Here is a 12,877-nt window from a genome sequence, read left to right on the forward strand (position 1 = left end):
CGCTCACAGTTGCGATTCGATCGGAAACAGCCCGAGAAACCACACTTCCATCCGCCGCGCGGCGGACACCTCCGGCTCGTGATCGATCTCGGTGACCTTCCCGCCATCGGTCTGAATCCACTTCAATCGCCCTTTGCCGGCCGGATCGGTTCTCGGCTCGACACGCCAGGCGATCTGGTCGAGTCGCCCTTCCAGGTCGTTGGCGACCTGCGATGCAATCGCCGGGCTCTCGCAGTAAACGCCGATTTCCGTATTGAGGTTCAACGAGCGCGGATCGAGATTCATCGACCCGATGAAGATGCTCTTGTGATCGAACACGTAGGTCTTCGCATGCAGCGACGCGCGCGACGAGCCGATGATGACCTGCTTCGAAATGCTCTTGTCGCCCGATGGCCGGCGCTCGTAAAGCCGCACGCCCGCATTCACCAGATCGCTTCGATAGCGCCGGTAGCCGGCATGCACGGCCGCCACGTCGGTCGACGCGAGCGAATTGGTCAGCACCGTCACGCGCACGCCGCGCGCCGTCAGCGCGCGCAGCCGCTCGACGACGTCCTTGCCCGGCACGAAATACGGCGACACGATCAGCAGGTCGTGCTGCGGCTGCAACGCGAGCGCACGCAACTGCGGCATCAGATGCCCGTCGCTGTCCTTTGGCGCGTGCGCGATCTTCGACGGATCGTCGTACAGCACCGTCGCATGCCCCCACGACAGCGCCGTGCCCTGCCCGTGGACGATCCGGTCGAGCCGCTGCCGGGCTTCCAGCACGTACGGATTGTCCTCCATGGCCCGCAGGTAGTCGCGCAGCCGTTCGCGCTCGCGGTCGAGCCCGCCCGGCGCCGCATCGTGGCCGACCAGCGTATCGACCGGATACGCGTACGGCGAATTCCAGAACGTGTCGAATTCGGTCGAGATGTCCTTCACGACCGGGCCGTGAACGACGACGTCGAGATCGCCGAACTCCAGCATCGACGACGCGCCGAAGTACTCGTCGCCGATATTGCGGCCGCCGACGATCGCCGCCTGGTTGTCCGCGATCATCGCCTTGTTGTGCATGCGCCGGTTGACGCGCGAGAACTCGAATACCGTGCCGAGCTTCTTGAACCGGCGCGTGGCCACCGGATTGAACAGCCGGATCTCGATGTTCGGATGCGCGCTGATCTCGAGCAGCTTGCGGTCGTCCGCGTTGGTGCCGAGATCGTCGAGCAGCGCGCGCACGCGCACGCCGCGATCGGCCGCGCGGATGACCGCATCGGCCAGTTCGTGGCCGGTCAGGTCGTCGTGCCAGATGTAGTACTGAAGGTCCAGCGAGCGGTCGGCGCGATCGGCGAGCAACACGCGGGCGTCCAGCGCATCGACCGGATCGGTCAGCAAATGAAATGCGTCCTGCCCGGGATGCGTACCGGCCTGCTGCCGGAACGCGGCGCCGAGCCGCGTATCGTCCGTATCGGTGAATGCATGGGTCGGCGCGCGATCGGCCTGCGGCGGAAGACTGGCGCACGCGACGAGCGCCAGCGACGAGAGAATCGCACCCCACGAACGCAGCATGGTCATGATGGCCGCCCCTCACGGTCGGGCAAAGTTGGTTGGTGTTTGTTCTCGCTGCCCGATCGCGCGCGGCGCGGGTCGGCGGTCGCGCGCTCGACGGGAATCCGGTCGTGCGCGGCGGTCGCGCCACAGCATACTTCGATTGATAGCGGGACGGCACGCCCTCCGTGTTTCCCCGGTGGCGGCAATACGACATGCGGCGCCGACGTGCACCCGTTCAACGCGTTCGACACATTCGGACCGCACACAAAGAAAAACCCGCGACGCATGATGCCATCGCGGGTTTTGCGACGTTCCGCGATCGCTCGAGGAACGTAATCTGGTGGGCCCCCCGGGAGTCGAACCCGGCACCAACGAATTATGAGTTCGCTGCTCTAACCAAGCATGAGCTAGGGGCCCAGACGAGAAGCGCGGCGTGCTACACGCCACCCCGACAACGAAGCCGGGCCGGCATTGTAACAACAAAGACGACAGAGGGAACGAACGCCACCGGCATCATGCGGATACCGGCGGCGTTCGTAACGGAGACGCTGGAAATCAGTTCCCTTCGAGGAACGACTTCAGCTTGTCGGAACGGCTCGGGTGACGCAGCTTGCGCAGCGCCTTGGCTTCGATCTGACGGATCCGCTCGCGCGTGACGTCGAACTGCTTGCCGACTTCCTCGAGCGTGTGATCGGTGCTCATCTCGATACCGAAACGCATCCGCAGCACCTTCGCCTCGCGCGGCGTCAGCGAATCGAGCACGTCCTTCACGACGTCGCGCATGCTGGCATGCAGCGCGGCATCCGCCGGCGCGACCGTGTTGGTGTCCTCGATGAAGTCGCCGAGATGGGAATCGTCGTCGTCACCGATCGGCGTTTCCATCGAGATCGGCTCCTTCGCGATCTTCATGATCTTGCGGATCTTGTCTTCCGGCATCTCCATCTTCTCGGCGAGCGTTGCCGGATCCGGCTCGAGACCGGTTTCCTGCAGGATCTGCCGCGAGATGCGGTTCATCTTGTTGATCGTTTCGATCATGTGAACCGGAATACGGATCGTGCGCGCCTGGTCCGCGATCGAGCGCGTGATGGCCTGACGGATCCACCACGTCGCATAGGTCGAGAACTTGTAGCCGCGACGGTATTCGAACTTGTCCACCGCCTTCATCAGGCCGATGTTGCCTTCCTGGATCAGGTCGAGGAACTGCAGGCCGCGGTTCGTGTACTTCTTCGCGATCGAGATCACGAGACGCAGGTTGGCCTCGGTCATTTCGCGCTTCGCCTGACGTGCCTTCAGTTCGCCGGCCGCCATCTGACGGTTGGTTTCCTTCAGGTCCTTCAGCGGCAGCACGACGCGCGCCTGCAGGTCGAGCAGGCGTTGCTGCTGTTCGCGGATCGCCGGGACGTTACGCGACAGCACCGCGCTGTACGAATGGCCTTCCGCGGTGATCTTCTCGGCCCAGTCGAGATCCGTCTCGTTGCCCGGGAAGCGTGCGATGAATTCCGAACGCGGCATGCCGCACTTGTCGACGACGATGTGCAGGATCTGACGCTCGACCTGACGCACTTCGTCCACCTGCGCACGCAGCGTGTCGCACAGGCGTTCGACGGTACGCGCGGTGAAGCGGATCGTCATCAGCTCGCTCTGGATCGTTTCCTGCGCCTTCAGGTAGGCCTTCGACTTGTAGCCTTCCTTCTCGAATGCGCGGCGCATCTTGTCGAACCACTCGCTGATCTGCGAGAACTTCTCGAGCGACGCGCGCTTGAGGGCTTCGAGCTGGGCGGCGTTCGCCGATGCCTGCGCGGCACCGTCGTCTTCCTCCTCTTCCTCTTCTTCCTCTTCCTCTTCGGCTTCCTCGTCCTCGTTCTCGATCGCTTCCGCTTCCTTCGCGGAGAAACCGTCCGTATCGGCGGCGTCCGCAGCATTCGGATCGAGCAGGCCGTCGACGAGCTCGTCGACGCGGATCTCTTCGTTCGCGACGCGTTCGGCCATCGCGAGGATGTCGGCGATCGTCGTCGGGCACGCGGAGATGGCCATCACCATGTGGCGCAGGCCGTCCTCGATCCGCTTCGCGATCTCGATTTCGCCTTCGCGCGTGAGCAGCTCGACCGTGCCCATCTCGCGCATGTACATCCGGACCGGATCGGTCGTACGGCCGAATTCCGAATCGACGGTGGACAGCGCGACTTCCGCTTCCTCTTCGACTTCATCGTCCGACGACGCGGCGGGCGCGTTGTCGTTCAGGAGCAGCGTTTCCGCGTCCGGCGCCTGCTCGTAAACCGCCACGCCCATGTCGTTGAACGTGCCGATGATGCCCTCGAGGGCTTCGGTCTCGGTGAAGTTGTCCGGCAGGTGGTCGTTGATTTCGGCATACGTCAGGAAGCCGCGCTCCTTGCCGAGCTTGATCAGCGCGCGCAGTTTCACGCGGCGCTCTTCGAGCTCCTCGGCCGTGCCCGGCGTGCTCGTCGCGAACGCTTCCTTCAGCAGCGCCTTTTCCTTGGCGCGACGATCGCGCACCTTGGATTTGCCCGGTGCAGCCGCGGCTGCGGGCTGCTCGTCGCTCTGATTTGCGTCGTCTTCGACGGATACTTCGTTCAGCTTTTTGGTCATGGAGTTCGCCGTACCGGCTATATCGACTCGCGGCTGCTGGACGACAGCCGGTTGAACCGTGGGTGCATGAGTAGTACGTACTGCCGTTTCGTCCGCGTCGGCAGTCGTGTCCCTTGCGCTTTTCGCACTTGCCCGCTTCGCCGCCGGCTTGGCCGGCCCGGAGTCGGGTCTGGCGGCAGCCCGTGTTCTGGCTGCCGGCGCCGGCGCAGCCTGAGCAGTGCCGGCCGCGGTTTTCTTTCCTGCAGGGGCTGACGTGGCTGAAGACGTTGTCCTGGTGGAAGAAGCAGACTTGGCCGCTGTGACCTTCTTGGTCGGCTCCGTCGAGCCCTTGCCTGTTGCTTTCTTTCCGCCTGTCGTCTTTGCCATCGCGATTCTCGCCTCTGCTTAGAAAACAAACCGCTGGAAACCTTATATTATAGCACGCTGGGGAGCCCTCTCTAAGCGCCCCGGCCGCCTACAGCCCGAGCCGACGCTTCATGTCGGTTCGCTGCTGGTTCAATTCCGTCAATTCGGCCAATTCCTCGGGGGTGAAGGTGGATTGCCGCGCCAGCCTGTCCAGCCGGTCGCAGCAGGCGTCGTAGCGCATCTTGAGCACCGCTGCCTGCAGCTCCTCCCCCGCAATCCGCTCCTGCTCACGTTGCCGCTCGGGCACCGTCTCGTCTTCCGGATTCTGTAACAGCAAATCGCGGACGTTTTCATCATAGTCCAGAATTTCGCGGAAGATTTCCTCGTAAGTCGCCCCGTTCGAGGACGTCCTCAGGACATCCGACAGCAGCCGGAACTCCGCGCCGTCGCCCAGCGCACGCGCATGATCGACGACTTCCGCGAACAGCTCGCCGATGCGCGGCAGCGCGCGCAGGGTCGCAATCTGTTCGTCGTCGAGCTGCGATGCGACGCGCGGATGCATCACCAGCGTGCGCAGCGCGCGCTTTTCGCTGTCCGTCACGCGGCGCCGCTCGCTGCGCGCGGGCGCCTGGCGCGGCGGCGTCGCGATGCGCGTGTCGACGTCCGACAGCCCCGCGACCTCCTCGAACGGGATATCGAGGCGGTCGGCGAACATGTGCATGATCTGCGCGCGCAACGCGTTCGCGGGCAGCGCCTGCAACAGCGGCTTCGCATCGAACAGCGCCTTCGCGCGGCCTTCCGGCTGATCGAGCGCCTTGCCGGCAATCGCTTCGTTCAACAGAAATTGCGACAGCGGCATCGCGCGCTCGACCTGCTCGGAGAACGCCTCCGCGCCAAACTCGCGCACGTAGCTGTCCGGATCGTGCTCGGCCGGCAGAAAAAGGAATCGGATCGTCCGGTTGTCGCCCGCATGCGGCAGGCATGCCTCGAGCGCGCGCCGCGCCGCGCGCCGCCCGGCCGAATCGCCGTCGAAACTGAAAATGACCGTGTCGGTCTGGCGCAGCAGCTTCTGCACGTGAATCGGCGTGCACGCGGTGCCGAGCGTCGCGACCGCGTTCGGAAAGCCGAGCTGCGCGAGCGCGACGACGTCCATGTAGCCTTCGACGACCAGCACGTACTTGCGCTCGCGAATCGCGAGGCGCGCCTCGAACAGCCCGTACAGCTCGCTGCCCTTGTTGAACAGCGGGGTTTCGGGCGAGTTCAGGTACTTCGGTTCGCCGCTGCCGAGCACGCGGCCGCCGAACCCGATCACCTGCCCCTTCACGTTGCGGATCGGGAACATGATCCGCTCGCGGAACCGGTCGTAGCGGCGCGCGACGCCCTGCGCGTCGGTTTTCTCGCTGACGATCACGAGCCCCGCCTCGACGAGCGACTCGTCGCGATAGTCCGGGAACGCGGCCTCGAGGTTCTGCCAGCCGTCCGGCGCATAGCCGAGCCCGAAGCGCGCGGCGATCTCGCCGGTCAGGCCCCGGTTCTTCAGGTACTGGATCGCGACGGTCGCGCCGCGCAACTGCTTGCGATAGTAGTCGCACGCCGCCGTCATCGCGTCGGACAGCGCGGTCGCCACCGATTTCGACACGGGCGCCGGATAGTCGCCGCCACCGCCGCCACCCCCACCGCCGCCGCGCATCGACGGCTCGTGCGGCACGGTCAGGCCGACGGACTGCGCGAGTTCCTGCACGGCCTCCGGGAACGTGAGCCCCGCATGTTCCATCAGGAAGCCGATCGCCGTGCCGTGCGCGCCGCAACCGAAGCAGTGATAGAACTGCTTGGTCGGACTGACGGTAAACGACGGGCTCTTCTCGTTATGGAACGGGCACAACCCCATGAAGTTGGCGCCGCCCTTCTTGAGCTGCACGTACCGACCCACCACGTCGACGATATCGACGCGGTTCAGCAAATCCTGCAGGAACGAATGCGGAATCACCGTGGGATCGAGCGAAAAAAGACAATACGAGGCCCGGCGCACGCATCGCTGGGCGCGCCGGGAACGGGTTTTACTTCGTGAGCGCGGCCTTGACCTGCGCGGAAACGGCCGTCATGTCGGCACGGCCGGCGAGCTTGGCCTTCAGCACACCCATCACCTTGCCCATGTCCTGCGGGCCGGCTGCGCCGGTTTGCGCGACCGCCGCCTGGACTTCGGCCGCCACTTCGGCGTCCGACAGTTGCGCGGGCATGTAGCCGCCCAGCACGGTCAGCTCGGCCTGCTCCTTCGCGACGAGATCGTCGCGGCCGGCCGCCTGGAACTGGCTGATCGAATCCTTGCGCTGCTTGATCATCTTGTCGATCACGGCCGTGATGCCCGCGTCGTCGAGCGTGACCCGATCATCGACTTCGCGCTGCTTGATCGCGGCCATCAGCAGGCGAATCGTTGCCAGGCGCTCGCTGTCCTTCGCGCGCATCGCGGCCTTCATGTCTTCGCTGATCTGCTCTTTCAAACTCATCTTTCACCCGGGATGGAAACGTGAATCCGACGCCCGCGAACGGGCGTCAACACAAAAACCCGCTTGGGACAGTGTCTCAAGCGGGTTGCTCGAATCCGGCATCGGCGACTCGCCGCCTGATCGGTTGCGCGATCGCACCCGATCGCACGGAGTCGCCGGTGCGCCGCTCAGCGAACCGCGCGGCGCCCAATCGTTCAGTACAGCTTCTTCGGCAGCGTCTGGCTGCGAATACGCTTGTAATGACGCTTCACCGCAGCAGCCTTCTTGCGCTTGCGTTCTGCGGTCGGCTTCTCATAAAACTCGCGCGCGCGAAGCTCGGTCAGCAGACCGTTCTTCTCGATCGTGCGCTTGAAGCGACGCATTGCAACTTCGAACGGCTCGTTCTCTTTAACGCGAATGATCGTCATGATCCGACACGAATAAAGGTTTGCAGGGAAAGACTACCGAGTATAGCAGAGCGATTGCCCAAAGGCACGGGGCCGGGCCCCGCCAACCGGGCGCCGGCCGGCGCGTCAGGCGCCGCGCGCGTACTCGGCCGCGGCCTGCCCGGCCGCCGTGCCGGACGCCCATGCCCACTGGAAGTTGTAGCCGCCGAGCCAGCCCGTCACGTCCACCGCCTCGCCGACGAAGAACAGCCCCGGCACGCGCGCGCTCATCATCGTCGCCGACGACAACTCGCGCGTATCGACCCCGCCCTTCGTCACTTCGGCCTTCTTGTAGCCTTCGGTGCCGTTCGGCGTCAGCATCCAGCCGGACAGCGCGTCGCCGATCTGGCGCAGCGTCTTGTCCGGCAGGTCCGCGAGTCGCGCGTCGGCCGCGACGCGATGCGTGTCGAGCCACGCATGCGCGAGGCGCGACGGCACCCAGTCGGCGAGCAGCGAACCGATCTGACGCTTCGACGTGCGTTTCGCGTCGAGCAGGTCGGCCACCGTATCGCGCTGCGGCAGCAGGTCGACGCGAATCGGATCGCCGGGCTGCCAATAGCTCGAGATCTGCAGGATGCCCGGCCCGGACAGCCCGCGATGGGTCAGCAACAGGTCCTCGACGAATTCGCCGCCGCGCTTCTTGTCGCCGGTCGAAACGCGCACTTCGAGCGATACGCCGGACAGCGGCGCGAACGGCGCCCAGTCCTGCGGCGCGAACGTCAGCGGCACGAGCGCCGGCCGCGTATCGACAAGTTTGTGGCCGAACTGCTTCGCGAGCCGGTAGCCGAAGTCGGTCGCGCCGATCTTCGGGATCGACAGGCCGCCGGTCGCGACGATCAGCGCGCGCGCACCGATCGGCCCCGCCTGCTGCGTGTCGAGCGTGAAGCCGTCGGATGGCGCATGGCGCACCGCGTCGACGACGACGGGCCGGCGCCACGCGATGCCGCCCGCGTCGCACTCGTGCTTCAGCACGTCGATGATCGCGTCGCTGCCGTGGTCGCAAAAAAGCTGACCCTTGTGCTTTTCGTGCCAGGTCACGTGATGGCGCTTGAGCAGCCCGAGGAAGTCGCGCGGCGTATAGCGCGCGAGCGCCGAGCGCGCGAAATGCGGATTCGACGACAGGTAGTTGTCGGGCCCGGCGTACAGGTTCGTGAAGTTGCAGCGGCCGCCGCCCGAGATGCGGATTTTCTCGGCAAGCCGCGGCGCGTGATCGAGCAGCACCACGCGGCGGCCGAGCTGCCCGGCGACCGCGGCGCTCATCATGCCGGCGGCGCCCGCGCCGATCACGGCGATGTCATAGGTTTCCATGGCGCGGATTGTACCTGCCCGGCGTCGGGCCCGGGCCGCCGCCAGCGGCCGCCTGCCCTCGCCTGCTATACTTTCCGGTTACGTTGACCTACCTGCGGCGCGTCCGAAACGGCGTGCCCCGCCCTCACCCATGCTCGTTCTCGGCATCGAAAGCTCCTGCGACGAAACCGGCCTCGCGCTCTACGACACGCAGCGAGGCCTGCTCGCGCACGCGCTCCATTCGCAGATCGCGATGCACCGCGACTACGGCGGCGTCGTGCCCGAGCTCGCGTCGCGCGACCACATCCGCCGCGCGCTGCCATTGCTCGAGGAAGTGATGGCCCAAAGCGGCACGCGCCGCGACGACATCGACGCGATCGCGTTCACGCAGGGCCCCGGCCTCGCCGGCGCGCTGCTGGTCGGCGCGAGCATCGCGAATGCGCTCGCGCTCGCATGGAACAAGCCGACCGTCGGCATCCATCACCTCGAAGGCCATCTGCTGTCGCCGTTGCTGGTCGACGCGCCGCCGCCGTTCCCGTTCGTCGCGCTGCTGGTGTCCGGCGGCCACACGCAGCTGATGCGCGTGACCGACGTCGGCGTGTACGAGACGCTCGGCGAAACACTCGACGACGCGGCCGGCGAAGCGTTCGACAAAACCGCGAAACTGATCGGCCTCGGCTACCCGGGCGGCCCGGAAGTATCGAAGCTCGCCGAAACGGGCACGCCGGGCGCGGTCGTGCTGCCGCGCCCGATGCTGCATTCGGGCGATCTCGACTTCAGCTTCAGCGGCCTGAAGACGGCCGTGCTCACGCAGATGAAGAAATTCGAAGCGGCGAAGCTCGACGGCGAAGCGCTCGAACGCGCGAAGGCCGACCTCGCGCGCGGCTTCGTCGATGCGGCCGTCGACGTACTCGTCGCGAAGTCGCTCGCCGCGCTGAAGAAGACGAAGCTCAAGCGCCTCGTGGTCGCGGGCGGCGTCGGCGCGAACCGCCAGTTGCGCGCGGCACTGTCGGCGGCCGCGGCCAAGCGCGGCTTCGACGTGCACTACCCCGATCTCGCGCTCTGCACCGACAACGGCGCGATGATCGCGCTCGCGGGCGCACTGCGGCTCGGCCGCTGGCCCGAACAGGCGAATGCCGACTACGCGTTCACGGTGAAGCCGCGCTGGGATCTCGCATCGCTCGCGGGCTGACTCGCGTCACGCGCCACGCGTCACCACCGGCAGGAAAACAAAAAGGCCGCTCGTTCGAGCGGCCTTTTCATTGGCGTGACAAAACGCCGCAGCGTTATGCAGCCTGCCGCTTGTCGCGCTCGATCAGCGCATACGCGCTGTGATTGTGGATCGACTCGAAGTTCTCGGCTTCGAGCACGTAGGCAACCACCCGCTCGTCCGCATCGAGACGCTGCGCGACGTCCCGCACGAGATCCTCGACGAACTTCGGGTTCTCGTATGCACGCTCGGTCACGAACTTCTCGTCCGGCCGCTTCAGCAGACCCCACAGTTCGCACGACGCTTCCTCTTCCGCGATGCGGATCAGCGCCTCGACCGGCAGATCCGCAGCCAGCTCCGCGTCGATCGTCACGTGCGAGCGCTGGTTGTGCGCGCCGTACTGCGAGATCTTCTTCGAGCACGGGCACAGGCTCGTCACCGGCACGAGCACCTTCAGGAACAGGCGCGTATCGCCGTTGCGGCTTTCGCCCGCGAGCGTCACTTCATAGTCGAGCAGGCTTTGCACGCCGGACACCGGCGCCGTCTTGTTCACGAAATACGGGAACGTGACTTCGATGCGGCCGGCCTCGGCCTCGAGCTTCTCGAGCATCGACGCGAGCATCGCGCGGAAGCGCTCGACCGTCAGCGGCGCGCGATTCTCTTCGAGCAGCGCGACGAAGCGCGACATGTGCGTGCCTTTCTGGTCGGCCGGCAGACGGACGTCGAGGTTCCAGACACCGACGGTCGGTTGCACGTCGCCGCTTTCGGTGCATACCGTCAACGGATGCCGGACCGCCTTCACGCCGACGCGCTGAATCGGGATCTGACGGGTATCCACCGTGCTCTGCACGTCGGGCATCACGAAGGCGGGATTCATCTGGTTCATCTTGTTCAATCCTTGTAAGCCGCGCGTCCGACGACGCGCACGCCGCATCATGCGGCAGCCGGAAAAGCAACATGGGCCCGCAGGCCCATGTTTTCCGCATCAATGAAGACCGGTTGCGCCAGTCGCACCGACGCCGCCCGCGGGCGGCGCCAGCTTACGCGACGCGCTTCGCCTGACCGGCGACATCGGCCGCCGGATTCAGAAAGCGTTCGCGAATCGATTTCGCGATGCCCGCGCCGTCGAGGCCGCATTGCGACAGCAGCTTCGCGGGGTCGCCGTGATCGATGAACAGGTCAGGGAGGCCCAATTGTAGTACGGGTCGGATAACCCCACTCTCCATCAGGGCTTCCACGCAGGCCGAGCCCGCGCCGCCCATCACGCAACCTTCCTCGACCGTGACGACGTAGTCGTGCGTTTCGGCGAGCTCGCGCACGAGCGCTGCGTCGACCGGCTTCACGAAGCGCATGTTCGCGACCGTTGCGTCGAGTTCCTCGGCCGCGGCGAGCGACGGTGCGACCATCGTGCCGAACGCGAGGATCGCGACGCGCTTGCCTTCCGGCTGCGACGTGCGGCGACGCACTTCGCCCTTGCCGAGCGGGATCTCGGTGAATTCCTTCACCGTCGCCACGCCCGTACCCGCGCCGCGCGGATAGCGCACCGCGGTCGGGTTCGGCTGCTGCAGCGCCGTGTGCAGCATCTGGCGGCATTCGTTCTCGTCGGATGCGGCCATGATCGTCATGTTCGGGATGCAGCGCATGAACGCGAGATCGTACGCGCCCGCATGCGTCGCGCCGTCCGCGCCGACGAGGCCCGCGCGGTCGATCGCGAACACGACCGGCAGGTTCTGCAGCGCGACGTCGTGGATCAGCTGGTCGTACGCACGCTGCAGGAACGTCGAGTAGATCGCGACGACGGGCTTCAGCCCTTCGGTCGCGAGACCGCCCGCGAACGTCACCGCATGCTGCTCGGCGATGCCGACGTCGTAGTAGCGATCCTTGAAGCGCTTCTCGAACTCGACCATGCCGGAGCCTTCGCGCATCGCGGGCGTGATGCCGACCACGCGCGTATCGCGCTCGGCTTCATCGCACAGCCACTCGCCGAACACCTGCGTGTACGTCTTCTTCGCGGGCGTCGTCGACGGCTTGATGCCTTCGGCCGGGTTGAACTTGCCGGGGCCGTGATAGAGCACGGGATCCGCTTCGGCGAGCTTGTAGCCCTGGCCTTTCTTCGTCACGACGTGCAGGAACTGCGGGCCGCGCAGTTCACGGATGTTCTGCAGCGTCGGGATCAGCGAATCGAGATCGTGACCGTCGATCGGGCCGATGTAGTTGAAGCCGAACTCCTCGAACAGCGTGGCTGGCACGACCATGCCCTTCGCGTGCTCCTCGAGCTTGCGCGCGAGTTCGAGCACCGGCGGCGCGACGCTCAGCACGCGCTCGACGCCCGCGCGCGCAGCCGCATAGAAGCGGCCCGACATCAGGCGGGCGAGATGGCGATTCAGCGCGCCGACCGGCGGCGAGATCGACATGTCGTTGTCGTTGAGGATCACGAGCAGCTTCGCATCTTCCGACACGCCCGCGTTGTTCATCGCCTCGAACGCCATGCCGGCCGTCATCGCGCCGTCGCCGATCACGGCGATCGAGAAGCGGTCGTCGCCGTTCAGCTGGCTGCCGATCGCCATGCCGAGCGCCGCCGAGATCGACGTGCTCGAGTGCGCGGTGCCGAACGTGTCGTATTCGGATTCGCTGCGACGCGGGAAGCCCGAGATGCCGTCGTACTGACGCAGCGAATGCATCTGGTCGCGGCGGCCCGTCAGGATCTTGTGCGGGTAGGTCTGGTGACCCACGTCCCAGACGATGCGATCGTTCGGCGTGTTGAACACGTAGTGCAACGCGATCGTCAGCTCGACCGTCCCGAGGTTGGACGACAAATGGCCGCCCGTCTTCGACACGCTGTCGAGCACGAACGCGCGCAGTTCATCCGCGAGCGGTTGCAGTTGGCGACGATCGAGGCGGCGCAAATCCGCCGGGTCGTCGATGGTTTTCAGCAAGTCGTACATCGTCGTTCCATTGTAGGAAATCAAACG

9 protein-coding genes and 1 tRNA gene are annotated in these 12,877 nt (G+C 65.8%); 1 reads left to right on the forward strand and 9 read right to left on the reverse strand.

The features are described 5' to 3' along the window. Positions 1–3: 3 nt before the first annotated feature. The 7 genes from H0X91_RS03045 to H0X91_RS03075 form a co-directional block, all read right to left on the reverse strand. A complete protein-coding gene (locus H0X91_RS03045) occupies positions 4–1,551 on the reverse strand; it encodes a phospholipase D family protein (RefSeq protein ID WP_006495999.1) in 1,548 nt (515 codons plus the stop codon). 314 nt (positions 1,552–1,865) lie between these two features. Beyond that, a tRNA-Ile gene (locus H0X91_RS03050) sits at positions 1,866–1,944 on the reverse strand. A gap of 138 nt (positions 1,945–2,082) precedes the next feature. Further along, positions 2,083–4,500, reverse strand: coding sequence for an RNA polymerase sigma factor RpoD (gene rpoD / locus H0X91_RS03055; protein WP_077020949.1), 2,418 nt, complete (start codon positions 4,498–4,500; stop codon positions 2,083–2,085). A gap of 88 nt (positions 4,501–4,588) precedes the next feature. Continuing rightward, a complete protein-coding gene (gene dnaG / locus H0X91_RS03060; protein ID WP_059722584.1) occupies positions 4,589–6,466 on the reverse strand; it encodes a DNA primase in 1,878 nt (625 codons plus the stop codon). Positions 6,467–6,536: 70 nt separating this feature from the next. Beyond that, entirely contained in the window at positions 6,537–6,983 is a 447-nt protein-coding gene (locus H0X91_RS03065; RefSeq protein ID WP_006489061.1) for a GatB/YqeY domain-containing protein, read from the reverse strand. 194 nt (positions 6,984–7,177) lie between these two features. Next, the gene (rpsU, locus tag H0X91_RS03070) at positions 7,178–7,390 is read right to left on the reverse strand and encodes a 30S ribosomal protein S21 (RefSeq protein ID WP_006479415.1); all 213 of its coding nucleotides are present in this window, start codon (positions 7,388–7,390) and stop codon (positions 7,178–7,180) included. Positions 7,391–7,495: 105 nt separating this feature from the next. Next, entirely contained in the window at positions 7,496–8,716 is a 1,221-nt protein-coding gene (locus H0X91_RS03075; RefSeq protein WP_048988677.1) for an NAD(P)/FAD-dependent oxidoreductase, read from the reverse strand. A gap of 130 nt (positions 8,717–8,846) precedes the next feature. Between H0X91_RS03075 and tsaD the strand changes: the two genes are divergently transcribed. Then, complete coding sequence (gene tsaD / locus H0X91_RS03080; RefSeq protein ID WP_006496003.1) at positions 8,847–9,887, forward strand: tRNA (adenosine(37)-N6)-threonylcarbamoyltransferase complex transferase subunit TsaD; 1,041 nt, start codon at positions 8,847–8,849, stop codon at positions 9,885–9,887. A 94-nt stretch (positions 9,888–9,981) separates the two neighbouring features. Here tsaD and folE2 read toward each other — a convergent pair whose 3' ends face one another. Together folE2 and dxs are read right to left on the reverse strand one after the other, a co-directional pair. Further along, positions 9,982–10,791 (reverse strand): GTP cyclohydrolase FolE2, encoded by an 810-nt coding sequence (gene folE2 / locus H0X91_RS03085; protein ID WP_006486446.1) that lies wholly within the window; start codon positions 10,789–10,791, stop codon positions 9,982–9,984. A gap of 154 nt (positions 10,792–10,945) precedes the next feature. Next, complete coding sequence (gene dxs, locus H0X91_RS03090; RefSeq protein ID WP_006486458.1) at positions 10,946–12,850, reverse strand: 1-deoxy-D-xylulose-5-phosphate synthase; 1,905 nt, start codon at positions 12,848–12,850, stop codon at positions 10,946–10,948. Positions 12,851–12,877: the final 27 nt, after the last annotated feature.

It is taken from the genome of Burkholderia sp. 9777_1386 (genome assembly GCF_015712265.1).
In the GTDB taxonomy this organism is placed as follows: domain Bacteria; phylum Pseudomonadota; class Gammaproteobacteria; order Burkholderiales; family Burkholderiaceae; genus Burkholderia; species Burkholderia cenocepacia.